Here is a 24932-nt window from a genome sequence, read left to right as displayed (position 1 = left end):
GATGCATGTCATTCTGCATATACATGCAAGATGACATTGAAATCGAAGGAGCTCCCATGGAGAACCACACTCACGAAGACACCGACACGACCGACCCCCGCCCGCGCGGTCGCTGGCTGCGGGTGCTCGCCAACCTCGACGCGTACAAGCGCGTGACGGAGACCGTCTCGGATGAGGACCTCGCGACCACCCGCCGCACCCTCGAGACGATCGCTCGCGAGCTCGGCCCCGACGGCCTGCGCGGCCTTGCCGGCGGCCCCCGCGGCCACCGAGGTCACCACCCCGGACACCCGGGCGCGCACGCCCGCGGAGGCCACGGACACCACCACGGCGAGGGCCACGGACACCGCGGCCACGGCTGCGAGCACCACCGCGGCGAGCGCGACCACGGCGTGAGCCCGCGCGAAGACCGTGCGTTCTGACCCACTCGACGGGGGAAAAGGCAAGCAGGATGGGGAGCCCTCCCCATCCTGCTTTCGCACACTGAGAGGTCTATACCTGCGCTCCCGGGAATCTGCGAAAGTGCTGACACCAGCCGTGCGGCCCCCACCGCGCGCGGCACCGTCCCCACCCCCGGAGGAACATCTGTGAACAAGCGCATCACCTGCGCGCTCGGGACAGCGGCGATCCTGCTGACCGGCACGCTGCTCGCCCCGACCGCCGCGACGGCGGCCACCGCCCCGACCACGCCCGATGCGACGAGTCCGGGGCCGTCCGACAACCGCCCCGACGTCCTGCACGAGAAGCGCTCCGCCGAGAAGCAGCGCGCGGCCGAGCTCGTCGCGACCGGTGACGCCAAGATCACCACGAAGGGCAAGGGCAAGCACAAGAGCAAGGTCGTCGAGATCCGCCCGGGCGAGTTCGTCGAGTACGGCACCTCCGAGACCGCCCAGCTGTTCACGATCCTCGTCGAGACCGCCGACCAGGCTCACAATCAGATCCCCGAGCCGGCCGCCGGCGACAACTCGACCTACTGGGTGCCGGACTTCTCGCAGGCCCACTTCCAGGACATGTTCTTCGGCGAGGGCGAGTCGTTCAAGGACGTCTACGACGAGATGTCGTCCGGCCGATTCGACCTGGAGGGCGCCGTGAGCGACTGGGTCACCGTGCCCGGCACCACCGCCTCGTACGGATCGAACTACATCGACCCGGCCACGGGCGAGGACAAGGGCGAGACCCAGGAGCAGATGACCGCGTTCATCCAGGACTCCGCCAACGCCTGGTACGACGCGCAGCTCGCCGCCGGCAAGACCAAGGACCAGATCGTCGCCGAGCTGCGCTCGTACGACATCTGGGACCGCTACGACATGGACGGCGACGGCGTCATCAACGAGCCCGACGGCTACATCGACCACTTCCAGGCCGTGCACTCCGGCCCGGGCGAGGAGGCCGGCGCACCGCCCGAGGCCATCTGGTCGCACCGCTGGGCGGCCGGCGTCGCCGGGTACGGCGAGTGGGGCCCCTCGCAGTACCTGCCCCTCGGAGGCGTCCAGGTCGGCGACACCGACGTCTGGATCCGCGACTACACCACCGAGCCCGAGAACGGCGGCCTCGGCGTCTTCGCGCACGAGTTCGGCCACGACCTCGGCCTGCCCGACTACTACGACACCGCCCCCGGCGGCGACAACGGCACCGGCTACTGGACGCTGATGAGCTCGGGCTCGTGGCTCAGCCACGGTGACGGCGCCATCGGCACCACGCCGAACCAGATGGGCCCGACCGAGAAGCTCTTCCTCGGCTGGCTCGACTACGAGGTCGTCGACCGCGGCACCAGCGCCACGGTCAAGCTCGGCCCGGCCTACCACGCGTCGACCCTCGGCGCGCAGGCCGTGATCGTCGACCTGCCGGACGGCACGCACCAGGCCGACCTCGAGGCGTCTCCCGAGGGCGCGCGCCACCTCTACTCGGGTTCGGGCAACGACCTCGAGAACACCGCCACCAGCCCCGCGTTCACCGTGCCTGCCGGGGGCACGTTCGCCGCGACGGTGAAGTACGACATCGAGAGCGGCTGGGACTACGCGTTCGTCGAGGTCACCACCGACGGCGGCGCCACCTGGACGGCGCTGGACACGAGCCTGTCGACGGCCGACGACCCGAACGGTCAGAACGTCCCGACCAACGGCATCACCGGCACATCGGCCGGCTGGGTGCCGCTGACGGCCGACATGTCGGCGTTCGCCGGCCAGACCGCCCAGGTGCGCGTGCGCTACTGGACGGATGTCGCCGAGGCGAAGCCGGGCTTCCAGATCGACGGGATCCAGGTCTCGGGCCTGGCCGCCACCGACGGCGCCGACGACTGGACGCTCGACGGGTTCCAGCGCGTGGTCGACGGCAAGTACACCCAGTCGTACTCGCACTACTACGTCGCCGAGAACCGCGTGTACGGCGGCTACGACGCGACGCTGCGCACCGGGCCGTACAACTTCGGCTGGCAGCAGACCGCGCTCGACAAGGTCGAGCACTTCCCGTACCAGGACGGCCTGCTGGTCTGGTACGTGAACAGCCTCTACCAGGACAACAACACGTCGCAGCACCCCGGCGCCGGTGAGGCCCTCGTGGTCGATGCCCGCGCCAAGGCGCTGAAGTGGTCTGACGGGACGGTCGCACGCAACCGCATCCAGCCGTTCGACGCGACGTTCGGCCAGCACAAGACCGACCCGATCTCGCTGCACCGCGAGACCGAGGCCGGGATGACCACGATGAAGGTTCCGGCCCAGAAGGCCATCACGACCTTCGACGACACGAACCCCGACGCCTACTACGACCCCGCGAACCCCCTCGGTTCGGTGCGTGTCGGCGGCACGGGCACAACCATCAAGATCACCGATCAGAACGTGAACCGCGGGTTCATGACCGTTCAGGTGAACGCCGCCGGCTGATCCGGGCGGCCCTTCCGGAAGCCCGTCCCTCGTCGCGAGGGGCGGGCTTCCGTCTTGCGCGGCGGCCGACGAAGGCCGCCGGATGCACGGACTCGCGAGCCCGAAACGCCCATAGTCTGAGCGCGTGGCCTACAGCGAAGAGCTCGCGGATCGGATCCGCGCGTACACGGCGCAGTCCGAGGATGCGACCGAGATGAAGATGTTCGGCGGCATCGCCTGGATGCTGCGCGGGCACATGTACGTCGGTGTGACGAAGAGCTCGCTGATGATCCCGGTGGGCAGGGAGGGCTTCGAGGAGGCCCTCACGCGCGGCGCGCTGCCGCTGCAGATGGGGGCGATGCAGATGAAGGGCTTCGTCACGCTGGAGGACCCGACCGACGAGCAGCTCGCCGAATGGATCGGCGCCTCGATCGCCCGGATCGCCGATCTGCCTCCCAAGGTCAAGAAGCCGCGCTCGCCCGCGGCGAAGCGCCCGAAGGCCGCCGAGTGAGCCTCCTCGACCCGTGCCCCTGCGGCAGCGGGCGCTCCTACCCGGCGTGCTGCGGCGCGCTCCACACCGGCGCGCGGCTGGCCGAGACACCCGAGGAGCTGATGCGCTCGCGCTACAGCGCCTATGCGAAGCGCGACGGCGACTATCTGCTGCGCACCTGGCATCCCCGCACGCGCCCGAAGACGCTCGACTTCGAGGACGGGCTGACGTGGGTGGGGCTCGAGATCGTGGAGGCGACGGACGACCAGGTCGAGTTCGTCGCCGTCTACGAGACGCGTCAGGGTCTCGGTGCGCTGGCCGAGCGCAGCCGGTTCGAGAAGCGCGGCGGTCGCTGGGTGTACGTCGACGGCGACGTCCGCGACTGAGGCGGCAGCGGCCGCCCGAGCCCGACGACACGCGGCGGCACCGGATGGCCTCGGGGCCGTCACCTCGCCGACATCCGGACCGGGATATCGTCTCCGTCTCGTCAGCCCGTGGTCATCCGCGGGCCACGCGCGGCCGGGAGCGTGGAGCACGTCCACCTCCCCTCGCGAACAGGAGAACACCTCCCCATGCGCATCCGCCTCACCGCCTTCGCCGCCGCCCTCGCCGGCCTCGCCCTCGCCGGCGGCGCGACGCCCGCCGTCGCCGCCCCCGATCGATCCGACGCACAGCCCGAGAAGGTGGCGGTCATCACCACCGCGCACCGCGGCGCGATGGGCTACGCCCCGGAGAACACGCTCGCGGCCTTCCAGGTCGGCATCGACCAGCACGCGACCTGGATCGAGTCCGACGTCCAGCTCACCCGCGACGGCGAGGCGATCCTGATCCACGACACCACGCTGACGCGCACCACGAACGTCGAGGAGGTCTTCCCCGACCGCGCCCCGTGGAACGTGCGGGACTTCACGCTCGCCGAGATCAAGCAGCTCGACGCCGGATCGTGGTTCGGCCCGGAGTTCGCGGGCGAGCGCGTGCCGACGCTGGCCGAGATGATCACGCAGGTCCGTTCCAGTCGCGCGGGCATCATCATGGAGCTCAAGTCACCGGAGCTGTATCCCGGCGTCGAGCAGAAGGTCATCGACGTCTTCGCGTCGGCCCCGGGCTACATGACCTCGGCGACGGCGAGCCGGCGCCTCGCGGTGCAGAGCTTCAACTGGGCATCGATGAAGACCTACGCGGCGCTCGCGCCTGAGACCCCCGTGGGCCTGCTCGGGGCGCCGGCCGTGGCCGACCTGCCCGCCTATGCCGCGTGGGCCGACCAGATCAACCCGAGCGCCGGGCAGGCGACCGAGGCGTACATCGACGCGGTGCACGCGGTCGGGCTCGACGTCAACGTGTGGACGGTCAACGACGTGGCCACGATGACGCGCCTGCTCGACTGGGACGTCGACGGCATCATCACCAACGTCCCCGATGTGCTCGAGGCGCTGCTCCACGAACGCAACCGCGGCTGATCCGGCTCACGTGCGAGGCCCCGGCGACGATCGTCACCGGGGCCTCGTCGTGTGCCCGAGCGGGGGGGGGTCAGCCCCCGAGCGAGCCGGATTCCGTCACCGACACGTCGGTGCGGTGGAAGCTCTGGAACGAGCGCGACGCGGTCGGGCCGCGCTGGCCCTGGTAGCGGTTGCCGTAGGGGCCGGACCCGTAGGGGTTCTCGGCGGGCGAGGTGAGGCGGAAGAAGCAGAGCTGGCCGATCTTCATCCCGGGCCACAGCTTGATCGGCAGGGTCGCCACGTTCGACAGCTCGAGCGTGACGTGGCCAGTGAAGCCGGGGTCGATGAAGCCGGCGGTCGAGTGCGTGAGAAGACCGAGGCGGCCGAGCGACGACTTGCCTTCGAGGCGCGCGGCGACGTCGTCGGGCAGCGAGACCTTCTCGTACGTTGAGCCGAGCACGAACTCGCCCGGGTGCAGGATGAAGGCCTCGTCCGGCTGCACCTCGACGAGGTGCGTCAGGTCGGGCTGGTCCTCGGCGGGGTCGATGAAGGGGTACTTGTGGTTGTCGAACAGCCGGAAGTACCGGTCGAGTCGCACGTCGACGCTCGACGGCTGCACCATCGCTGGATCGAACGGGTCCAGACCCACTCGTCCCGATTCGAGCTCAGCCTTGATGTCGCGATCCGAGAGCAGCACGCGTCCAGCCTAGAGGCTCGCGCCGCGCCGCCATTGGCACACCCGGGCGGCCGCCGTCAAGCGGGAGGCGAGCGGCCCTCTCGACGGTGTTCGATCGGAGGTGAGCCACATCGCTGAGCCACGTCGAGAGGAGACGCGCATGTCGCAGGATCAGACCCCGCAGGTCGAGGAGACGAAGAAGGCCGCCGCGGCGGCCGTGGAGGACGCCAAGCAGCGCGCCACGGAGGCCGCCACGCAGGCCGAGCAGAGCATGACGTCCAAGGCCGGCACGGCCCAGAACGCCGTCGCCGACGGGCTCCGCACCGCCGGTGACAAGCTCGGGTCGCTGGGCGAGAACGAGGGCGTCGTCGGAGACCTGGCCGAGAAGGCCTCGGAGGGCCTCGCGCACGCCTCGGAGTGGGTCGCGAAGCGCGACCCCGACGCCATGCTCACCGACGTCAAGACGTTCGCGAAGCGCAAGCCGTGGGTCGCCGCCGGCATCGCCGTGGGCGCTCTGATGGTGCTGAACCGCATCACCCGGGCGCTGACGGGCGGCTCGAAGAAGCGCTGAGCGCCGACCGCGGCCGCCGTCGCCGCGACACGATCGGATCCGCATCGTCACGTTCGCGTGAGGGTGCGGATCCGATCCTGTTAGGCTGTCCGACACGTGCTCCGGCACGTACGGGGCCGTAGTTCAATGGCAGAACTTCTGCTTCCCAAGCAGATAGCGCGGGTTCGATTCCCGTCGGCCCCTCCATTGTGACTTCTCGCGCAAGGTGTCACTTTCTCGAACTAAGTGACACTCGTCAGGTGCTGGCTGAGGCTCGGGCATAGCCTCGGGCGTCGTGCGGACGGGCCCGGAGGAGATCACGAGGCTCGACTCCAACGAGATCTCTCGGGGTCCACGACATGTGTGAAGCCGCGAGGATCCGAGGCCGCGCCGGTCTGCGAAGCGCACGAGCGTTCATCCCGCGTACCACGTGCGCGGACGGAGGCGTACATGCTTTCACTGGACATGTGTCGCGGCGCACTAGCATCCAGTTATGGAAGCTCCGAGCTCGGTCGCGACTAACCCGTTCTACTCGCGTCTGGTGCGCGAACGCGGCCGAGACTCGATGAATGAGCAGTGACTCGCCCCGGCATGTCCGGAGAGCTATTTGCTGGTGTCAGCCGGCTCTGGTGACCGGTTCGATGCGAGCGTAGTCGAGTTGCTCGACCTCGAGCGGGGTGAGGTCGTCGATGGAGCCGTGGGTGCGGTGGGTGTTGAACCACAGCACCCAGGATGCGGTCGCTGCTTCGACCTGGTCCACGTCACGCCAGGGCCCGTCGTGGTGGATCAGTTCGGACTTGTAGAGCCCGATCTGCGACTCCGCGAGCGAGTTGTCGTAGGCGTCACCGACGGATCCGACGGAGGGGTCGATGCCTTCGTCGACGAGCCGGTCGGTGAACGAGATCGACGTGTAGACGCTACCTGCGTCGGTGTGGTGCGTGAGCCCGGCGAACCCGACGGCGCCCTCGCGGCGGCGGGTCCAGAGCGCCATGTCGAGGCAGTCGAGCACGAGCGGTGTGGTCATGCTGGTAGCGGCGCGCCAGCCGAGGACGCGGCGGGAGTGCGCGTCGAACACGAACGCAACGTAAACCCATCCGGACCATGTCCACACGTAGGTGAAGTCGGCCACCCAGAGCTGATCGGTGCGGAACCTGGCGAAGTGCCGGTCGACGAGGTCGGCCGGTCTGGTCTCCCGCAGATCCGTGTCGACCGGGCGCTTGCGTTTCCCGCGGACGACGCCGGCGATGCCGAGGTCGCGCATGAGACGTTCGACCGTGCACCGGGCGATGTCGTGCCCGTCGCGCCGCAACCGGAGCCAGAGCTTCCGCCCCGAGCACCCGGCGATGCGCCTGCCAGGTGGTGAGGATGATCTGCTTCCACCGCTCATCCGACACCTCCCTCGGCGAAGGGCCACGGTCTCTGGCGTCGTAGTAGGTCGATGGGGCGATCTTCACGCCGTGCTGGGTCAGCACGTCGCAGATCGACTCGACACCCCACCGCAGCCCGCCATCGGACCGGTCCCGGTGCGCGTTGATGAAGTCGACTATCGCTTCAGTGGCCGGTCGAGTTCGGCCGCGAAGAAAGCCGAGGCCGCCTTCAGGATTTCGTTCGCCCGCCGAAGCTCGGCGTTCTCCCGCTTGAGCCGCTTGATCTCCTCCGCCGCTTCGGTGGTGACACCGGGGCGTTCACCGGCGTCGACCTGATTGCGGCGGATCCAGGTCCGGATCGTTTCTGGCGAACCGATGCCGAGCATCTGTGCGGTCGCGGTCGTCGCCGCGTACTCGCTCGGATAGTCGGGCCGCAGCTCGGCGACCATGCGGACGGCGCGCTCACGAAGCTCGCGCGGATACTTGCTGGGACGTCCCATGAGACAGATCCTTCCAAGGAATCCTGTCGCCGGACGCGCCGGGGCGAGTCACGGGGTTTGAAGAACTGGAGGCGGGAGTTATTGGTCGTGAACTCGTTGGCAATCAGTGAACGGTCGACCCGGGCAGATTGGCCTCATCTGGGCGGCTACCCGGGATGGACGCGCCCTCGCAGGCTTCGTCCATATCCGTGGGGATGCTCATGTCTCTGCTTTCACCGGGGACACTAACGTCGCACGACTCCGGGGCCTTCGCCTCTGACGTGATCTGACGATCCATTGGTTCGGGGGCATCGGAGCTCACGCTGCGCAAGTACGACCCGCAGCGTTCACCGTGACACTCTGCTCGAGGGGTCTCCGGGTGATGGGGTGGGTATGCGACTGGGCTCAGCCGGACCAGTCGTAGCCCGAGGCGCGTGAGAGGCCTTGGCGGGCTACCGCATCCGCACTGTGGGCGAGCTTGACGACGAGTCTCGAGAGCTCTTCGCGATCGGTCTCGCTCCACGTCCGAAAGAGCTCTTCGTAGTATGCATCGATCCGTGCGAGCAGCCGGTTGCCGATCTCGCGGCCGTGATCGGTGAGCCCGACGACGACGGCCCGTTGGTCTGTGGGGTCAGGAGCGCGACGGACGAGGCCGGCAGTTTCGAGACGAGCGACGACCTTGCTGACGTGGGATGTGCTCACCTCGACCGCGTCTGCAAGGTCGGTCGGTCTGGCGGCCCCTCGATAGATCAGCTGGTTGAGGAGGAGGAAAGAGGCCATGTCTCCCTCGAGCGGGAACTCGGCATCGCGCATGAGATCACGCCGATTGGCGGTCGAGTTCGCCCACACCGCGAAGGATGCGAGAGCGGCAGGAAGGCTGTCTGCCGGAACGAGAGCGGCGAACGCCGACGCAGGCAGGTGCGCACGCGCACCCACGTTCTTCTGCCTCGCCATCCGCCGCCCCCTCAACGTCCGGGAGTCAGGATACCGGTCTCGCGGCTGGCGTCGTGCTCGCGTCCAGCGCAGCGTCCGCCTCATCGACCGAGTCCGCTTCGACCTCGAACACGGCCGTCGTCCGGTTGCGGAACGTGAGCCACGCCACGAGATACCCGATGGCCACCAGCAGCGCCAGCGCAGCGTACATCACCTGGGCCGCGCCGAGCAGCATCGGCGTGACGAGAGCCACGCCTGCGGCCACCAGGCGCGCCGCCGCGATGATGGCTCCCTGTGCGGATCCGCGCAGCAGCGTGGGGAAGGTCTCCTGGGTCCATACCTTCATGATCGCCTCGAAGGCGAAAGCACCGCCGACCGCGGCGCCGATGTAGACGGCGATCAGCGTCACCATCGAGAAGCCGAAGATCGCGGGAACGAGCAGTCCCGCCGTCGAGGTGATCGCCCCGACGATGTAATACGTCATGCGGTGGCGACCGTCGACGATGCGCATGAACCAGATGCCGAGCAGGATGCCGGCGGGCAGGGAGAGCAGGGTGATGAGCGAGTTGAGCTGAACACTGATGCCGACGACGTTCACCGCGACGTAGGTTCCGAACTGGCCGCTCGTGTTCGCCGCCAGGTTCACCAGCGCATAGAAGACGAGCAGGCCGAGGAACGGCGCGAGATAGCGCCGGTCGGTGAAGAGGTGCTTGAGGCCTGAGGCACGAGCGCGCAGGGTGTCAGCGGCCTGGAGCTTCTCCCTCCTGGCCTGACGCCATGATTCCGACTCGGGGATGCCCACTCGCAGGATGAGCACGATGAGCGCGACGACGCCGAAGTGCGCGAACAGGATCTGCCCGCCCAGTGCGCCCATCCCGCCCACGATCGTCGACAGCCCGACGGTGGACAGGATGCCGCCGTACCAGAGCAGCTGCGAAAAGCCGATGAGCTTGCCGCGGTTCGCGTCGGTCGCCGCCTCCGAGATCGTCGCGATCGAGACGGGCAGGTCCGCGCCGGTGCCGAGACCGACGAGCACGATCGCGATCAGCAGTGGCACGAACGAACTTGAGAACACCAGCAGAGCGGATCCGGCGACGATCATGACCATCGTCACGAGGAAGACCGAGCGCCGCCCGTATCGATCTCCGAGCCATCCGCCGACCAGAGCGCCGACCGCGACTCCGAGAGTGAGCGCCGCGGACAGGCCTCCGAACTGAAGATCGGTGAGCCCGAACGCCAGCTGATAGAGCACGAGGCCTATACCGGTGCTCACGATGGCGGCGGCGTCGATGTACGACGCCATCCCGGCGACGACCGCGACCCACCATGAGCGTCCGCGAGGCGGCCGTGTTGTATTCACTGAGTTCTCCCTTGAACGAGTGTCGCATCCCATACGACGGTGTGGATATCGTCGCAACAACGATTACTATCGTCATGGTAACGATAACCTCGTCTTTCACCAACACCTCGTTCAAAGGAGAACCATGTCAATCGACAGGCTCGCGCAACTCATCCGCACACCGGGCATCGAGTACCGCCCGGAGATCCGCTGGTGGCTTGCCGAAGGCCTGCACACCGATGCAACGCTGCGTCACGAGATCGATCTCGCCCGTCGGCTGGGATTCGGCGGGATGGAGTTCCTCGCGATGGACGAGGCCGCGATCGACCACGCCCGTTACGGATGGGGATCGGAGGAGTGGGTGCACGACACCCAGATCATCGCGGAGGAGACGACGGCTCGGGGGATGGCGCTCAGCTTCACCTCGGGTACGAACTGGTCGAACGCGAATCTTCCCTCGATCGATCCGGATCACCCCGCTGCCGCCCAGGAGCTCGATGTCGTCGTCGAGCGTGTCTCCGGCGGCGACGAACGGCGGGGCGCCCTCCCGAAGGTCGATCTCGTAGCGATCCGCGTGCCCGAGGGGATGCCGATGCACCGTGCTGACGCAACCGTTCAGTCGTTCGTCGCCGCCGTCGCCGCGCGAGTACTGACCGAGAAGGCGGACGGCGGGTTCGTCCTCGACGTCGAGTCGGTCATCGACCTCACTGCGCAGGTGGACGACGGCGAACTGACATGGACCGCCCCCGAAGGGGACTGGCGAATCTTCGCGTACTGGATGCATGGCACCGGCCAGACGGCATCGCCCTCGGCGTCCGTGAACTACACCGTCAACTATCTCGAGCGTGACGGCGTGGACGCGGTGACCGCCTACTGGGACGAGGTCGTGCTGACACCGCAGCTGCGCCGCACGATCGCGGACAACCCCCGCACCCAGATGTATATGGACTCGCTCGAGCTGTGGACCTTCGGAGCGGGCGGCCTGTTCTGGGGCCACTCGGTCGCCGGTGAGTTCCGCCGTCGACGCGGCTACGATATCGCGCCCTGGTTGCCGTTCCTCACCCGCGACGTTCAGCTGATGGCCTCATCGACCGTCTACCACCACCAGCCCACCGAGCAGCATCGGCTCACGGTCGAGAAGGTGCGACACGACTACGTGCGCACGCTGACGGATCTCTACATCGAGAACATGCTGCGTCCATTCGCCGAGTTCCTGCACGCCAACGGTATGGAGCTGCGTGCCGAGATCAGCTACGGGCTTCCCTTCGAACTGACCCGCCCGGGGCCGGAGGTCGACGGCATCGAGAACGAATCGCTCGAGTTCGCCTCGCAGATCGACGCCTACCGGCTGCTGGCCGGCCCCGCCCATCTCTTCGGCAAGCAGTACTCGTCGGAGACCGGCGCGACCACCCGCAACCACATGCTCGACCACCGCTTTTACGACCAGATCATCGCCACGCAGCTGGCCGCCGGCATCACCAAGACCGTGATGCACGGCTGGGCGAGCACCGCCGGCGCCGAGGGTGAGACGGAATGGCCCGGCCACGAGGGGATGCTGTCGGTGTTCTCCGAGCGCTTCGACGAGCGTCAGCCCGCGGCTGAGTTCTATCCACAGTGGACCGAGGCGCTCGCCCGCATTCAAGCGGTTCTGCGTCAGGGGAATCCGCGCATCGACGTCGGCATCCTGCGCACCGACCACTTCACCGACAATGCGTCGGGCATGGCGTTCCTCGACGACGACGGCAACCGCATACCGGATGAGGACGCCTACGGCCGCATGTGGATGCGCGATCGGCAGAACCACTGGTGGCAGGACCTCGGCATGCAGGATGCCGGATGGACATACGAGTTCTTCGACGGATCGCTGCTGCTGCGCGATGACGTGGAACTCCGTGACGGACTGGTGCAGCCGAACGGCCCCGGCTACCAGGCTCTGATCGTGTTCCAGTCCGGCCTCGATGCGGATGTTGCGCGGCATCTGGTCGGCTGGGCACGCGCCGGCCTCCCTATCCTGCTCGTGCACGGCGCCTCAGAGCTGCGCCTGCTCGAGACGCGCAGCTACACCCACCACCCGCGCGCGGCCGCCCACACCCCGGGGCTGGACGGGCTGGACGGTGAGCTCGAAGCGGCCATCGCCGAGCTGGTCGCGCTTCCGACCGTGCGCGAGGTCGACGAGCCGTCCGGCACGATCGGCGCACTGCGCGAGCTCGGAGTGCGGGGCCGCGCGGAGTTCACCGCAGATGACCCGCACGTGCTCACCCATCTGCGGGAGGACGGCGATCTGCTGCACCTGTACGCGTACCACTTCCTCTACGAGACGACCGAGGACGCCGAGATCGGATTCCGGCTGCCCGGGGGCGGATCGGTCCACCGGATCGATCCGTGGAGCGGCACCGTGCACCCGCACGCCGATGCGCATGTCGAAGACGGAAACACGGTCATCCGTGCGCGGCTGTCGCCCGGCGAGACGGCGCTCTGGACGATCGACCTGTCCTCCGCACCGCAGAGGCTGACTGAATCCACCGAGATCCTCGGCGAGCTGGGGGACTGGGACATCTCGGTCGAGAGCTGGGACGCCGGTGACGATGAGCTCATCGTCGAAGACCGCGGTCTCGGCTACGAGACTCGCGAGGTCCGTCCGCAGACGACGATCACCCCCCTCGCGACGAGCAGCAGTGCTCTCGCATCCTGGCGAGACCTCGACGGCGTCGGCGGCGAGGTGTCGGGGGTCGGGCACTACACGACGTCGTTCCGGCTCGAGCGCGTACCCGGTCGAGGGGAGCGCGTCATCATCGATCTCGGCTCGACCGCCGGCGGACTCGGCTCGATGCGGATCAACGATGCCGAGCCGCGCGGCTTCGACACCTCACGCCCGCGAGTGGATGTGACCGAACACGTACGCGCAGGCGACAACCGGATCGAGGTCCGCGTCGCGAGCTCGCTCAACAACCGTCTCATCGCCCGCGGCTACTACGCCGAGATGCTGGATATTGTGCGCACGCTGCTCACCGGCGAGTCGCACATGCAGCCCGTCACCGTTCGGGATCACGGACTGCTCGGACCCGTGCAGCTCCAGCGCGTGGCGACTTCCGACGCGACGGGAGCGCAGTCGTGACTCTCACCGGCCACACTGCCGTCATCACGGGAGCCGCGCGCGGCATCGGGAGGGAGATCGCCACTCATCTCGCCCGACAAGGCGCCGTCGTGGCATCTCTCGACCTCTCATCCTCTGATGACACCCTGGCGGCGGTGACGGCCGTCGGAGGACGTGCGATCGGCGTGATCGCCGACGTCACCTCGCCAGAGGAGCTGGCGGCGGCGGCTGCGCGCGTGCAGGCGGAGCTCGGCGAAGCCACGATCCTGGTGAACAATGCCGGACTTCACCCGCGGCAGACTCTGGTCGACGACGTCGACTATGAGCTGTGGCAGCGCACGATGCGGGTGAACCTGGATTCGATGTTCCTCGCAACCAAGGCGTTCCTGCCGCAGCTGCGCGCGAGCGGGCGCGGACGGATCATCAACATGTCGTCATCGGTGGCGAATGTGGCACCCCTCGGCGGCGTGCACTACATCGCGTCGAAGGCGGCGGTGGTCGGTCTCACGCGGGGCCTCGCCCGTGAGCTCGGCCCCGACGGCATCACCGTGAACGCCATCGCGCCGAGCATCGTGCAGACACCGGGTCTCGCAAGCACCGGCATCAGCCGGGAGATCATGGATGCGGTTCTGCAGCAGCAGATCGTGCAGGACTTCACCACTCCCGCCGATCTTGTGGGGCTCGTGTCGTACCTCTGCCGTCACGAAGCGCGGCTGTTCACCGGACAGCACTTCCATCTCGACGGCGGCATCGTCCTGAGCGACTGACCGTGCATCTGAGCTACCCGTTCGGCTCCGCCCGCGGGAGTCGAACTGTTGCGGCGGCTGGACTCGCCACAAAGTCTTCGCCTGTCCCCTGACCACGCAGCAGGTTCTCCGGGTCTGCCGCACCAGTAGGTGACATTTGAGTTGGGTTGCCCGGGAGGGCGCCCTGGAAGGATGTCATCGTGCCTAAGCCTTATCCGAGTGAGTTCCGGGATGATGTCGTGCGCGTCGCGCGGGGCCGTGAGCCCGGGGTGACCATCGAGCAGATCGCGACGGACTTCGGTGTTCACCCGATGACGCTCACGAAGTGGCTGCGGCGTGCCGCGGTGGAGGAGGGCTCGAAGCCGGGCGTGACGCGGTCCGAAGGCGCCGAGCTGCGGGAGGCGCGGAAGCGGATCCGGCTGCTGGAGCAGGAGGTCGAGGTGCTGCGGCGTGCGGCGGCGTATCTGTCGCAGGCGAACCTGCCGGGAAAAGGCTCTACCCGCTCGTGACCGAGCTCGCCGCTGACGGTGTTCCCGTCGCGGTGACGTGCCGGGTGCTTAAGCTCGCTCGCCAGCCCTACTACCGGTGGCTGGCGAACCCCATCACCAATGCGGAACTCGTCGCGGCGTACCGTGCGAATGCGTTGTTCGACGCGCACCACGACGACCCGGAGTTCGGATACCGGTTCCTCCTCGACGAAGCCCGCGACGCGGGCGAGGTCATGGCCGAGCGGACCGCATGGCGGATCTGCCGAGACAACGGCTGGTGGTCCGCGTTCGGCAAACGCCGCCGCGGGAAGGGGCGACGCCCTGGCCCGCCGGTGCATGACGATCTCGTGCGCCGGGAGTTCACCGCGGACGCACCGAACCGGCTCTGGCTCAGCGACATCACGGAGCACAAAACCGGTGAAGGCAAGCTCTACCTCTGCGCCATCAAGGACGTCTTCAGCAACCGGATCGTCGGGTACTCGATCAGCGACCGGATGAAAGCGCGTCTCGCCGTCGACGCCGTCAACAGCGCCGTCACACGGCGCGGGAATGTCGCTGGCTGCGTGGTCCACACGGACAGAGGGTCCCAGTTTCGCGCGAGGAAGATGGTCCGCGCCCTGCACCATCACGGGATGGTCGGATCGATGGGACGAGTCGGCGCGGCAGGCGATAACGCCGCGATGGAATCGTTCTTCAGTCTGCTGCAGAAGAACGTCCTCAACCGGCGCACCTGGGCCACCCGGGAGCAGCTCCGCATCGCCATCGTCACTTGGATCGAACGCACCTATCACCGACGCCGTCGACAGAAGCGGCTCCACGGTTTGACCCCCATCGAGTACGAAGCAATCATGAACACCGACGTCGCCCTCGCGGCGTGACTACAACCCGTCGCCTATGGGTGCGGCAGACCCGTTCGCGGTGGTCGCTCACAGTTGCAGTGCACCGAGTCTTGGCGGTGCGAAGCTCTACTTCGCGGAACCAGCAGCCGTAGAAATGTGATCTTCCCCAGCGACGGAGCTCCACTCAACCGGCTCGCCGACTAGCGTGCGAAGCTCCCACGGGCGGGGCGAATCTCCCACGCGGCGAGCAAACGGCCGCCACACCGCGCCGCCGCCGGCCTCAACGGCGAGGCAGTCCCCATCGACAACCTGGTCCAAACGCTCATCCCGGACCTGCCACGGCCTGTCGACAGCTGGTCCCGATCTCTGAGCTCGGCGCACCCGACGAAGTCGCTCGCGGGATGTTGCGCGCGTTGCATCCGCACACGTCCCCGACGATGCGTGAGCGCCACTAGGGATGAGGCCAGCAATGCCTCCATCCTAGGCCACGCAAACCCAGCGTTCAGCGATTCGTTCTCTCGCGCACATATAGCGCGTCCGGCGCGACCAACGCTCACGCATCCGGCTTACGCGCTTGCCCCCGCCTGGTGACCCACCGTTGACCATCCTCACGCTGCCGGTTGCGTAGATCCGTCGACCCATTGGGTGATCGGTTCCATCTCGCTTATTCCGATTTGCGCCGCCCACCCGTGGTCGCGGCACCGCCGTACGCCTTCTCACGTTCAGGATCGTCTTTCAACCGGCTCCGGTCAGGGCTTGGCGTAATTCAGTGTCGTTGGCGTCGCGGCGGCCTGGTGGCCTCCGGGAGAGGTTCCGGCTCCGCGCATCGCTCACCAGTAAGAGTCTGATGGATCGACATCCGACCGTCCCGCTGCAGGAGACGATCCTCCCCGCACTCCGTGCACGGCCGCGATGTCCGCCTGCGCAGAGCGCAGCGCCACCGATGTCGGCGCGCCCTGGCATTTTGACCGAGAAAGGGTCTCCAGTAGATGGAACGTACCGGCGCTACACCAACGCGATCGACGCGCACATGGCGAGCGGGTCCTGCGGAGTATCGCCGATAAGGGCAATCTTCGCCGCTCATTCCGGCGGAGCTGTGTCTTAGGAGCAGCCTCTCACGGTCGTCCCGTGGCCACGAAGGCGGCCAAGGCCTGGGTCTGATCAACGAGACGCCCGTGCGCGTCGACGCAGTCGCGGCGAGGCGTGGCTCGCACCTACATCAGTTCGGAGAAAGCAATGTTGACCAGGAATATTTAGTGGGAATGTGTCAATTTGATCGAGAACGCCCGTAGCGCCATCGGGTGCGGTCTCCGCAGAATCATCAGTGCCACGGGCGAGAGAATGCTGCGCACCGGTGCCACCTTGCGCGAGAAGTCACATCCATCAGGACCTCACGACACGGCCCCGCCGTCCAGACCGGACGAGCGGGGCCGTTCGGCGTTCGGCGCGAGCGGGCGACCGGGCCTCAGGCCCGCACGGCGGCCGCGTCGGCCGTCGAGACCGCCGTGGTCCGCAGCAGCTCCTTCGACCCGAAGCTCGCGTTCTGATCGACCGCGACCTCCCCCGTCTGCCCGTCCGGCGAGAAGGTCAGGGTCGCGGTGCGCGCGTACGGCGTTCCGGCGGTGACGCCACGCACCTCGAGCGTGCGCTCGGCCGTCCAGGCGTAGGAGCCGTGCAGGGGGTGCCACTGCCCGTCGATCGGCACGCGCGCGGCGTTCTCGTGCCAGGCGTCGTGCGCCGCGACGACGCGCAGCCCTTCAAGTTCGAGGGAGAGCAGGTCGCCCTGCCGCGTGAGCGCGACCGTGCCGCCGTCGTAGGCGAACGACCCGCCCTCTACCGTCCCGCGCGCCGCGCCGCGCGGGACGGGAAGCCGCAGCGCCCCGATCGGCTCCGCGGCGCCGCGGGGCGCGCGATCGAACGCGGGCGCCAGGTGCTCCCACGTGAGGGCGAGCTGGTCGTTCTGCGTCTCGAAGGGCAGGCCGCTGGTGATGACGACGACGGCGTCGTGCTGCGGCCAGACCACCACGAACTGCCCGAAGGCCCCGTCAGCGCGGTAGGCGCCGCTCGTGCAGTGCCAGAGCTGATAGCCGTACCCGACCGTCGACTCGATCCCCCAGCCCATGACCGACGGATCCGAGTGGCGCGCGGTGGCGTCGGCGATCCACTCGGCGGGAATGAGCTGGGCATCGCCCCATCGGCCGTTCTGCAGCAGCAGCTGCCCGAAGGCCGCCATGTGCTCGGTCGTCAGGGTGAGGCCGAACCCTCCGGTGTCGATGCCCTGCGACGACTGCTGCCAGGTGATGCCGTCGATGCCGAGCGGCGCGAACAGCCGCGGGGTCAGCCAGTCGAGCAGGCGGGCACCGGTCGCGCGATGCAGGATCGCCGACAGCAGGTAGGTGACGCCCGTGTCGTACAGGAACCGGGTGCCGGGCTCGCGCACCACCGGCACCGCGAGGATCGTGCGCGCCCAGTGCATGTCGTCGTCGACGATCGCGTTCATCGTGTCGATCTCGAAGCCCGCGGTCATCGTGAGCAGGTGCCGCAGGGTCATCGCCCGCAGGTTCGCGCTCGGCTCGGCCGGCACGTCGTCCGGCAGGAGGTCGACCACCCGGTCGTCGAGGGCGAGCAGACCCTCGTGCACCGCGAGGCCCACCGCCATCGCGGTGACCGTCTTCGACACCGAGTACATCTGGTGGGGCTGGTCCGCGGCGTGCGGGTGCCACCAGTGCTCGGCGATCACGCGGCCATGGCGGACGATCATCAGCGAGTGCGTGCCGCCCCCCGCATCGAACGCGCGGACGAGGTCGCCGATGCCGGCAGGATCGACGCCGGCCTCCTCGGGGGTCGTGCGGGGCAGGAGGAGGCGCGGCGTCGGGCTCATGCGGCGATTGTGTCAGAGGCGTCGGACGCCGGGCGCTCGTTGCGCAACGCGGGCAGTCGGGCGAACACCACGGCGCCCGCGACCACGAACACAAGCCCGAGCGCGTACGGCGCGGCGTGCGCGATGCCGGCGTACATCAGGCCCGCCGCGAGCGGCGCGATCATCTGGATGCCCGATCCGATCGCCTGCAGCGCGCCCGCGAGGCGCCCCTGCTCGTCGTCGCCCACGGCGTTCGAGGCGAGGCCGTCGAGCGGGGCCTGCGTGAGCCCCTGCGCACCGCCGAGCATCAGCACCCCGACGATCAGCAGCCACGGCTGCGCGAGCAGCGAGGCCAGCACCACGAGCGCCGCGATGCCGACCGCCTGCCCGATGATGCCGATCAGGATCGTGCGGCGCTCGCCGATCCGGGGAAGCAGCAGGGCCAGCAGCCCGCCCTGCACCGCGATGTCGAGCACGCCGATGACCGAGACGAGCAGGCCCACCTGCGTCGCATCCCACCCGACCGTGTCGATCGCCAGCACGCTGAAGTTGTTGGTGAAGAACGCGAACGGGATCATCAGCAGCGCGAACACGATCAGGATCCCGCGCAGCGCGGGCTGGCGGAACGCGTCGCCCACGACCTTGAGCGGGTGGAGCTCGGCGAGGCTCAGCTTCGACGAGCGGTTCTGCGGCTTCAGCGACTCGGGCAGCAGGAAGATCGACAGGATCGCGACGATCAGCGCCACCGCCGCGGTCGCGAACACGGGAAGACGCACGTCGATGGCCGCGAGCAGGCCGCCCAGTGCGGGGCCCACCATGAACCCGATGCCGTTGAGGGCGCCGAGCAGGCCGAATCGCTTGGCGCGGTCCTTCGGGGGCGTGATGTCGGCGGCGTAGGCGAACAGCGCCGGCATGTCGCCGGCGGTGATCCCCTGCAGGACGCGACCGAGCAGCAGCACCCACAGGGCCCCGCCGATGCCGAACACGAGGTAGCCGGCGACCGCTCCGAACGAGGCCAGGACGATGATCGGCCGGCGCCCGACCCGATCCGACAGCGCGCCGAGGATGGGTGCCGCGAGGAACGCGCACAGCGCGTTGACGCCCTCGAGCACGCCCACCCACACGGCAAGCGACGGGTCGCCCTGCGGGAGGTACTGCTGCACCACGAAGGGCATCACGGGGAGGACGATCGTCATCCCGATCACGCTGAGCATCGTGAGGGTGACGAGCATGAACCACGCGCGGCGCGACGAGACCGGAGTCTCGGGCAGCGCCTCTGTAACTGAAGTCATGCCATAACTGTACCGATACCAGTTTCGGTGTCAATACAGTTTCCGATCAGGACCACTAGACTCGCGGCATGAGCGATGAGGCGATCGGACGCCGGGAGCGCAAGAAGGCCGCGACCCGCAAGGCGATCTCGGACGCGGCGACGCGGATGTTCCTCGACCGCGGGTTCGACGCGGTCAGCATCCGGGAGATCGCCGACGTGGCCGATGTCTCCCCCACGACGGTGTTCGCGCATTTCCCGCAGAAGGAGGCGCTCGTCTTCGACGAGGACGAGGCCCAGCGCGAGCTGCTGCTGCGTGCCGTGCGCGACCGCCATCCCGGCACCTCGATCTCGCAGGCCCTGCGCGCCCTGTTCGAGACGGGCGTCCGAGAGGCGATCGACGAACACCACGGCGACGGCCCGCGCCAGTTCATGGATCTGGTCACCGCCACCCCCGCGCTCAGCGACTACGCGCAGAAGATGTGGCTGCGCCACGGCGACGCCCTCGCCGACGCGATCGCCGCCGAGCTCGGGCTCGACGAGCCGACCCCGCAGGTGCGGGCCTACGCGCGCTTCGTGGTGCAGTCGCAGTCGCTGGTGTTCACCGCGCCGGATCCGGCCGGCGCACTCGGCGCCGTGTTCGACCTGCTCGACACCGGCTGGGCCGCATACGAGGCCGACCCGCGCTGAGCGCGGCACCCCCGGGCACCGGGCGGCGGGACGCCGCGGCCAGGCGAGTCCTCAGGCGTGCGGATCGCCGTCGGCGGCGTCCGGGTCGTCGGCGGCCTCCTCGACGGCGGCGGCCATGCCCGCGAGGAACCGCGCGACCACCGTGCGCTCGGCCTCGGTCAGGCCGTCGACGATGCGCAGCATGCGCTGATGCATCGGGCCGAGCGTGGCGCGGACCTCTTCGTCGCTGTGCGCCGTCGGGACGATGATCAGCGTTCGTCGGTCGGTGGGGTGCGGGACGCGGGTCGCGTGGTCGTCGCGCACGAGGCGGTCGACGAGCGCCGTGACGGACGCGCGGGCGATGTGGAGGTGATCGGCCAGATCGGCCGGCCTCACGGGCCTCCCCGCCCGCTGCTCGCGCAGCAGGAAGCGCAGCGCCAGGAGGTCGGTCTCGTTCATGCGCATCGACGATCGGGTGCGCGCGCGCATCGCCGTCTCGGCGGTCCGATACCGCCGGAGCAGGTTGAGGACGTCGACGGTCGTGGCGCCCTCAGCGTCCGGGTACCAGTACCCGGAGTTCTCGCCCTGCGTCGGCTCTGCCATCTCGGTGAGCATACTTGCCCGCTTTCCCGGTCCTCCCAGGCGGCGGCGCCGCCGCGACGCGCCGCGTCGCTTGATAATTAGGCAACCTTACTATTAGAGTCACTAACAATCAGCCACCCCTTCGGGAACCGCGATTCGCGCGGTGCGGCACGAGCGAGGAGGACGAGATGGGACAGCTGTTCTACGGATCGACCGAGCAGGCGATCGAGGTCGATGACGCTCTTCTCACCCACGTGCAGCTGGTGGCGATCACCAAGCTCCGCCGCGGGGAGTCGTTCGTGATGACGTGGAAGCGTCCCTCCGGCACCGGCCGCGAGACCGTCTGGGTGCAGTCGTCGATCCCGCTGCGCTTCGTGTGCGAGTCGGACGAGGAGATCCCCGTCGATGGCAAGCTGCTCGAGGATCTCGCCCACGCGGCCGCCTCGATCCGCGGCATGGATCTCAGCACCGACGTCGCCCCGACCCTCCGGGCGATGCAGGGCGGCGCGCGGCGCGCGGCCTGACCCCTCTCACTTCTCCGTGCTCTCCCCGCGGGGGCGCCTACGTCGGCGCCTCACCCGCGGGGAGGCGGTGTGATGAGCGTCAGTCGACCGGCACGTGCCGCTCGTCGGCGCCGACGTAGGCGGACAGCGGCCGGATGAGCGCGTTCGCGGCGGCCTGCTCGAGGATGTGCGCGGTCCAGCCGGCGACCCGGGCCGCGACGAACAGCGGCGTGAACGTCAGGGTGTCGAAGCCGATGAGGTTGTAGGCCGGCCCCGAGGGGTAGTCGAGGTTGGGGTAGATCCCCTTCCGCGCGACGAACTCGTTCTCGAGGGCCGAGTAGAGATCCATCACGTCGTGGCGACCGTAGTGGTCCACCAGGTCGACGAGAGCCGCCTCCATGGTCGGGACCCGCGAGTCGCCGTGCTTGTAGACGCGGTGACCGAAGCCCATGATCTTGCGCTTGCTCGCGAGGGCGTCATCCAGCCAGGGCGCGACGCGATCCGCCGATCCGATCTCGTCGAAGATGTGCATCACGGCCTCGTTCGCGCCGCCGTGCAGCGGCCCCTTCAGGGCGCCGATCGCGGCGGTGACCGCCGAGTACAGGTCGCTCAAGGTCGAGGTCACCACGCGCGCGGTGAAGGTCGAGGCGTTGAACGAGTGCTCGGCGTAGAGGATCATCGACCGGTTGAAGGCGTCGACGACGATCGGATCCGGCTCCTCGCCGAACGTCATCCAGAGGAAGTTCGCCGAGTAGTCGAGGTCGGCCCGCGGCTCCACGAGCTCCTGGCCGCGGCGGCGGCGCTGCCCGTAGGCCACGATCGCCGGCAGCTGAGCGAACAGGCGCAGGCTCCGCTCGAGGTTCTGCTCGGCCGAGCCGCCCGCGGCCAGCACGTTGCCCGACCCCGCCAGCGCGGCGGCCCCCAGGGCGCTCACGGCGGTGCGCACCTCGTCCATCGGGTGGGCCTCGGTCGGCAGCAGGTCGATCACGGCCTTCACCTCGGGTGCGAGGGCGCGATGCGCGCGCTCGGTCTCGCGCAGGGCCGCCAGCTCGTCGGCGGTCGGCAGCTCGCCATGCCACAGCAGGTGCGCGACGGCCTCGAACGGCTGCGTGGCGGCCAGCTCCTGCACGGGGTAGCCGCGATACAGCAGGCTGTTCGTCTCGGGGTTCACCTTCGAGATCGAGGTCTGGTCGACAACGACCCCCGCGAGGCCCTTCTTGATGTCTGCGTCCGTCATGGCGTGCTCCTTTGCGCGGTGGGGATCGGATCGGATCCGCTGTGTGCTTACTTCCGGACGTCGAAGTCGAAGATGCCGGAGTCGAAGGCGCTGTAGCCCTCGTAGTCAATGAGGTCGTAGAGGTCGGCGCGGTGCTGCATCTCGCCGAGCTTCGAGGTCAGGTGCCCCTCGCCGACGATCGTGTCGAGGGCGCGCTCGGCCGCGCCCATGGCGATCCGCAGCAGCGACACGGGCCAGATGACGATGTTGACGCCGACGTCTCGCAGCTGGTCGACCGAGAACAGCTCGGACTTCCCGAACTCGGTCATGTTGGCCAGGATCGGCACGTCGACGGCCGCGCGGATGGCCGCGAACTCGTCGAGGGTGCGCATCGCCTCGGGGAAGATCGCATCGGCGCCGGCGTCGACGAGGGCCTTCGCCCGGTCGACCGCGGCGTCCAGCCCCTCGATGGCCCGGATGTCCGTGCGCGCCATCACGAGGAAGTTCGGATCGCGGCGCGCCTCGACCGCGGCGCGGATGCGCTTCAGCGCGGTCGCCTCGTCGACGACGGCCTTGCCGTCGAGGTGACCGCACCGCTTGGGGTTGATCTGATCCTCGATGTGCGCGCCGGCCACGCCGGCGTCCTCGAGGGTCTGGATCGTGCGGGCGACGTTCATGGGCTCGCCGAACCCGGTGTCGGCATCGATCAGCGCCGGCAGGTCGGTCATGCGGGCGATCTGGGCGCCGCGGCCCGCGACCTCGGTGAGGGTCGTGAGGCCGATGTCGGGCAGGCCCAGGTCGGCCGACAGCACCGCGCCCGAGATGTAGACGCCCTCGAACCCCTTGCGCTCGATCAGCCGCGCCGAGAGCGGGTTGAAAGCGCCGGGGAACCGCAGCAGTTCGCCGGTGGCGAGCCGCTCACGGAACAGGCGGCGCTTCTCGTGCGGGGCGGTCGTCGAGTTCAGCATCAGAACAGGCCCTTCGGGGCGGGGGCGCCCTCGAGCACCCCGGGCTCGGCCACGATGTTGAGCTCGCGCACCTCGTCGGCCGTGAGGTCCGGCAGGCGCTGGGCGAGGTCGAGGAAGCGCTCGATCTCCTCCGGCGCGAGCACCGGCTCGGCCAGCAGGCGGAACTTCGCGACGTAGTCGGCACGGGCGAACGGGCGGGCCCCGAGCGGGTGCGCATCGGCCACCGCGATCTCGTCGACGATCTCCGACCCGTCGGTCAGCGTGATCACCACCCGTCCGCCGAAGGCCTTCTCGTCCGGATCCTCGGAGTGATAGCGGCGGGTCCACTCCGGGTCCTCGGCCGTGGTGACCGTGTGCCACAGCGCGACCGTGTCGGGGCGGGCCGCACGCTCGGGGGCGTAGGACGCGACGTGGTGCCAGCCGCCGTCCTGCAGCGCGACGGCGAAGATGTACGGGATCGAGTGGTCGAGCGTCTCGCGCGAGGCGGTCGGGTCGTACTTCTGCGGGTCGTTCGCCCCCGACCCGATCACGTAGTGAGTGTGGTGGCTGGTGTGCAGCACGATCGATGCCACGTTGGCGGGGTCGCGCAGCTCGGGCCGGGCGGTGCCGAGCCGGCGGGCGAGGTCGATCCAGGCCTGCGCCTGGTACTCGGCCGAGTGCTCCTTCGTGTACGTGTCGAGGATGCCGCGCTTGGGCTCGCCCGTCGCGGGCAGCGGCACCTCGTAGCGCCCCTCGGGGCCGTCGAGCAGCCAGGCGATCACGCCGTCCTCGCCCTCGTAGATCGGGCTCGGCGAGGTCTCCCCGCGCATCGCGCGATCGACCGCCTCCACCGCGAGCTTGCCGGCGAAGGCCGGGGCGTGCGCCTTCCACGTCGAGATCTCGCCCTTGCGCGACTGCCGCGTGGCCGTGGTGGTGTGCAGGGCCTGGCCGACGGCCTGGTAGATCGTGTCGGCGTCGAGCCCGAGCAGCGTGCCGATGCCGGCCGCGGCCGACGGGCCGAGGTGGGCGACGTGGTCGATCTTGTGCTTGTGCAGGCTGATCGCGCGCACGAGATCGACCTGGATCTCGTAGCCCGTGGCGATGCCGCGCACGAGGGCCGCGCCGTCGGCGCCCACGTGCTGGGCGACGGCGAGGATCGGTGGGATGTTGTCGCCGGGGTGCGAGTAGTCGGCCGCGAGGAAGGTGTCGTGATAGTCGAGCTCGCGCACCGCCACGCCGTTCGCCCAGGCCGCCCACTCGGGGCTGGTGGTGACATCGGAGGGCACGCCGAAGACGGACGCCCCGGCGCCGTTGCGCGAGGCGGGGTGGTCGAGCGCCTGGGCCCGCGCCGCGCTGGGCGGCGTGCGCGTGAGCGAGGCCGCGGCCACGGCCGCGTTGTCGATGACGCGATTGATGACCATGTCGATCACGGCGGGCTCTACCTCGACCGGGTCGACGGCGACCTGCGCGATCTTCCAGGCGAGCTGCTCCTCGCGCGGGAGGGGCTCCTCGCTGCGATAGGTGCGAACGGGGTGCAGGGTGGTCATCGTCGAAGCCTCCGGCGTGAGAAAGGGCGTCCGGATCGAGCCT

General features: G+C 68.9%; 20 protein-coding genes, 1 tRNA gene and 1 pseudogene. 12 read left to right on the top strand and 10 right to left on the bottom strand.

The features are described 5' to 3' along the window. Window positions 1–56: 56 nt before the first annotated feature. The 5 genes from ACOKGD_RS01640 to ACOKGD_RS01620 all read left to right on the top strand — a co-directional run bounded on the left by ACOKGD_RS01640 (window position 57) and on the right by ACOKGD_RS01620 (window position 4805). Window positions 57–422, top strand: a complete 366-nt coding sequence (locus ACOKGD_RS01640; protein ID WP_342336355.1) for a hypothetical protein — start codon at window positions 57–59, stop codon at window positions 420–422. A gap of 165 nt (window positions 423–587) precedes the next feature. Further along, a complete protein-coding gene (locus ACOKGD_RS01635) occupies window positions 588–2879 on the top strand; it encodes an immune inhibitor A domain-containing protein (protein WP_342336354.1) in 2292 nt (763 codons plus the stop codon). A gap of 124 nt (window positions 2880–3003) precedes the next feature. Then, on the top strand, window positions 3004–3369 hold the full coding sequence (locus ACOKGD_RS01630; RefSeq protein ID WP_342336352.1) for a TfoX/Sxy family protein: 366 nt from the start codon (window positions 3004–3006) through the stop codon (window positions 3367–3369). Further along, entirely contained in the window at window positions 3366–3734 is a 369-nt protein-coding gene (locus ACOKGD_RS01625) for a YchJ family protein (protein WP_342336350.1), read from the top strand. Before ACOKGD_RS01630 ends, ACOKGD_RS01625 begins: the two co-directional genes overlap by 4 nt. 186 nt (window positions 3735–3920) lie before the next feature. After that, window positions 3921–4805, top strand: coding sequence for a glycerophosphodiester phosphodiesterase (locus tag ACOKGD_RS01620; protein WP_342336348.1), 885 nt, complete (start codon window positions 3921–3923; stop codon window positions 4803–4805). Window positions 4806–4875: 70 nt separating this feature from the next. Here ACOKGD_RS01620 and dcd read toward each other — a convergent pair whose 3' ends face one another. Then, a complete protein-coding gene (gene dcd, locus ACOKGD_RS01615; RefSeq protein ID WP_342336346.1) occupies window positions 4876–5481 on the bottom strand; it encodes a dCTP deaminase in 606 nt (201 codons plus the stop codon). A 139-nt stretch (window positions 5482–5620) separates the two neighbouring features. Here dcd and ACOKGD_RS01610 point away from each other — a divergent pair, with 139 nt between their 5' ends. Together ACOKGD_RS01610 and ACOKGD_RS01605 are read left to right on the top strand one after the other, a co-directional pair. Further along, window positions 5621–6031: a hypothetical protein gene (locus ACOKGD_RS01610; protein WP_342336345.1), complete on the top strand. Its 411-nt coding sequence runs from the start codon at window positions 5621–5623 to the stop codon at window positions 6029–6031. Window positions 6032–6143: 112 nt separating this feature from the next. Beyond that, window positions 6144–6217: transfer RNA gene (locus tag ACOKGD_RS01605), tRNA-Gly, on the top strand. Between the two features lie 409 nt (window positions 6218–6626). On the opposite strand, the pseudogene ACOKGD_RS01600 reads toward ACOKGD_RS01605, so the two are convergent. The 3 genes and pseudogenes from ACOKGD_RS01600 to ACOKGD_RS01590 all read right to left on the bottom strand — a co-directional run bounded on the left by ACOKGD_RS01600 (window position 6627) and on the right by ACOKGD_RS01590 (window position 10092). Then, window positions 6627–7877, bottom strand: a pseudogene (locus ACOKGD_RS01600) (IS3 family transposase). A 384-nt stretch (window positions 7878–8261) separates the two neighbouring features. Continuing rightward, window positions 8262–8810, bottom strand: a complete 549-nt coding sequence (locus ACOKGD_RS01595) for a MarR family winged helix-turn-helix transcriptional regulator (RefSeq protein ID WP_342336344.1) — start codon at window positions 8808–8810, stop codon at window positions 8262–8264. A gap of 25 nt (window positions 8811–8835) precedes the next feature. Continuing rightward, window positions 8836–10092, bottom strand: a complete 1257-nt coding sequence (locus ACOKGD_RS01590) for an MFS transporter (RefSeq protein ID WP_421355074.1) — start codon at window positions 10090–10092, stop codon at window positions 8836–8838. On the opposite strand from ACOKGD_RS01590, the gene ACOKGD_RS01585 reads away from it, so the two are divergent. The 3 genes from ACOKGD_RS01585 to ACOKGD_RS01575 all read left to right on the top strand — a co-directional run bounded on the left by ACOKGD_RS01585 (window position 10064) and on the right by ACOKGD_RS01575 (window position 15334). Continuing rightward, window positions 10064–13243, top strand: coding sequence for a glycosyl hydrolase (locus ACOKGD_RS01585; RefSeq protein ID WP_421355073.1), 3180 nt, complete (start codon window positions 10064–10066; stop codon window positions 13241–13243). The genes ACOKGD_RS01590 and ACOKGD_RS01585 overlap by 29 nt on opposite strands. After that, a complete protein-coding gene (locus ACOKGD_RS01580) occupies window positions 13240–13989 on the top strand; it encodes an SDR family NAD(P)-dependent oxidoreductase (RefSeq protein ID WP_342336338.1) in 750 nt (249 codons plus the stop codon). The genes ACOKGD_RS01585 and ACOKGD_RS01580 overlap by 4 nt, the downstream gene beginning before the upstream one ends. 179 nt (window positions 13990–14168) lie before the next feature. Beyond that, a protein-coding gene (locus tag ACOKGD_RS01575; protein ID WP_342336336.1) for an IS3 family transposase occupies window positions 14169–15334 on the top strand; the annotation gives its coding sequence in 2 pieces (ribosomal slippage) (window positions 14169–14453 and window positions 14456–15334; 1164 coding nt in all). 1426 nt (window positions 15335–16760) lie between these two features. Here the strand turns inward: ACOKGD_RS01575 and ACOKGD_RS01570 are convergent. Together ACOKGD_RS01570 and ACOKGD_RS01565 are read right to left on the bottom strand one after the other, a co-directional pair. Continuing rightward, window positions 16761–18176 (bottom strand): serine hydrolase domain-containing protein, encoded by a 1416-nt coding sequence (locus tag ACOKGD_RS01570; RefSeq protein WP_342336335.1) that lies wholly within the window; start codon window positions 18174–18176, stop codon window positions 16761–16763. Beyond that, window positions 18173–19447 carry an MFS transporter gene (locus ACOKGD_RS01565; RefSeq protein ID WP_342336334.1) on the bottom strand — a complete coding sequence of 425 codons (1275 nt, stop codon included), beginning with the start codon at window positions 19445–19447 and terminating at the stop codon, window positions 18173–18175. Before ACOKGD_RS01565 ends, ACOKGD_RS01570 begins: the two co-directional genes overlap by 4 nt. Before the next feature lie 68 nt (window positions 19448–19515). Between ACOKGD_RS01565 and ACOKGD_RS01560 the strand changes: the two genes are divergently transcribed. Then, entirely contained in the window at window positions 19516–20115 is a 600-nt protein-coding gene (locus ACOKGD_RS01560; protein WP_342336333.1) for a TetR/AcrR family transcriptional regulator, read from the top strand. Between the two features lie 51 nt (window positions 20116–20166). Here ACOKGD_RS01560 and ACOKGD_RS01555 read toward each other — a convergent pair whose 3' ends face one another. Next, the gene (locus ACOKGD_RS01555) at window positions 20167–20697 is read right to left on the bottom strand and encodes a MarR family winged helix-turn-helix transcriptional regulator (RefSeq protein ID WP_342336331.1); all 531 of its coding nucleotides are present in this window, start codon (window positions 20695–20697) and stop codon (window positions 20167–20169) included. A 167-nt stretch (window positions 20698–20864) separates the two neighbouring features. On the opposite strand from ACOKGD_RS01555, the gene ACOKGD_RS01550 reads away from it, so the two are divergent. Beyond that, window positions 20865–21200, top strand: a complete 336-nt coding sequence (locus ACOKGD_RS01550; protein WP_342336330.1) for a DUF7882 family protein — start codon at window positions 20865–20867, stop codon at window positions 21198–21200. 79 nt (window positions 21201–21279) lie between these two features. Here ACOKGD_RS01550 and ACOKGD_RS01545 read toward each other — a convergent pair whose 3' ends face one another. Genes ACOKGD_RS01545 through ACOKGD_RS01535 form a run of 3 tightly spaced genes read right to left on the bottom strand, consistent with a single transcriptional unit; the run spans window position 21280 to window position 24889 of the window. Next, a complete protein-coding gene (locus ACOKGD_RS01545) occupies window positions 21280–22416 on the bottom strand; it encodes a bifunctional 2-methylcitrate synthase/citrate synthase (protein ID WP_342336328.1) in 1137 nt (378 codons plus the stop codon). 47 nt (window positions 22417–22463) lie between these two features. Then, window positions 22464–23363, bottom strand: a complete 900-nt coding sequence (gene prpB / locus ACOKGD_RS01540; protein WP_342336327.1) for a methylisocitrate lyase — start codon at window positions 23361–23363, stop codon at window positions 22464–22466. Further along, window positions 23363–24889: an MmgE/PrpD family protein gene (locus tag ACOKGD_RS01535; protein WP_342336326.1), complete on the bottom strand. Its 1527-nt coding sequence runs from the start codon at window positions 24887–24889 to the stop codon at window positions 23363–23365. Before ACOKGD_RS01535 ends, prpB begins: the two co-directional genes overlap by 1 nt. Between the last annotated feature and the right edge of the window lie 43 nt (window positions 24890–24932).

This window comes from Microbacterium phosphatis, assembly GCF_049177115.1.
In the GTDB taxonomy this organism is placed as follows: domain Bacteria; phylum Actinomycetota; class Actinomycetes; order Actinomycetales; family Microbacteriaceae; genus Microbacterium; species Microbacterium phosphatis.
The sequence above is the reverse complement of the archived record's forward strand: the minus strand, read 5'-3'. Positions and strand labels throughout refer to the sequence as shown.

Coding starts and splice junctions, on each gene's coding strand:
- ACOKGD_RS01595 (WP_342336344.1), bottom strand. CDS start 8,810: ATGGCGAGGCAGAAGAACGTGGGTGCGCGTGCGCACCTGCCTGCGTCG.
- ACOKGD_RS01560 (WP_342336333.1), top strand. CDS start 19,516: ATGAGCGATGAGGCGATCGGACGCCGGGAGCGCAAGAAGGCCGCGACC.
- ACOKGD_RS01585 (WP_421355073.1), top strand. CDS start 10,064: ATGGCGGCGGCGTCGATGTACGACGCCATCCCGGCGACGACCGCGACC.
- ACOKGD_RS01610 (WP_342336345.1), top strand. CDS start 5,621: ATGTCGCAGGATCAGACCCCGCAGGTCGAGGAGACGAAGAAGGCCGCC.
- ACOKGD_RS01535 (WP_342336326.1), bottom strand. CDS start 24,889: ATGACCACCCTGCACCCCGTTCGCACCTATCGCAGCGAGGAGCCCCTC.
- ACOKGD_RS01550 (WP_342336330.1), top strand. CDS start 20,865: ATGGGACAGCTGTTCTACGGATCGACCGAGCAGGCGATCGAGGTCGAT.
- ACOKGD_RS01565 (WP_342336334.1), bottom strand. CDS start 19,447: ATGACTTCAGTTACAGAGGCGCTGCCCGAGACTCCGGTCTCGTCGCGC.
- ACOKGD_RS01640 (WP_342336355.1), top strand. CDS start 57: ATGGAGAACCACACTCACGAAGACACCGACACGACCGACCCCCGCCCG.
- ACOKGD_RS01545 (WP_342336328.1), bottom strand. CDS start 22,416: ATGACGGACGCAGACATCAAGAAGGGCCTCGCGGGGGTCGTTGTCGAC.
- ACOKGD_RS01590 (WP_421355074.1), bottom strand. CDS start 10,092: ATGGCGTCGTACATCGACGCCGCCGCCATCGTGAGCACCGGTATAGGC.
- ACOKGD_RS01570 (WP_342336335.1), bottom strand. CDS start 18,176: ATGAGCCCGACGCCGCGCCTCCTCCTGCCCCGCACGACCCCCGAGGAG.
- prpB (WP_342336327.1), bottom strand. CDS start 23,363: ATGCTGAACTCGACGACCGCCCCGCACGAGAAGCGCCGCCTGTTCCGT.
- ACOKGD_RS01555 (WP_342336331.1), bottom strand. CDS start 20,697: ATGGCAGAGCCGACGCAGGGCGAGAACTCCGGGTACTGGTACCCGGAC.
- ACOKGD_RS01620 (WP_342336348.1), top strand. CDS start 3,921: ATGCGCATCCGCCTCACCGCCTTCGCCGCCGCCCTCGCCGGCCTCGCC.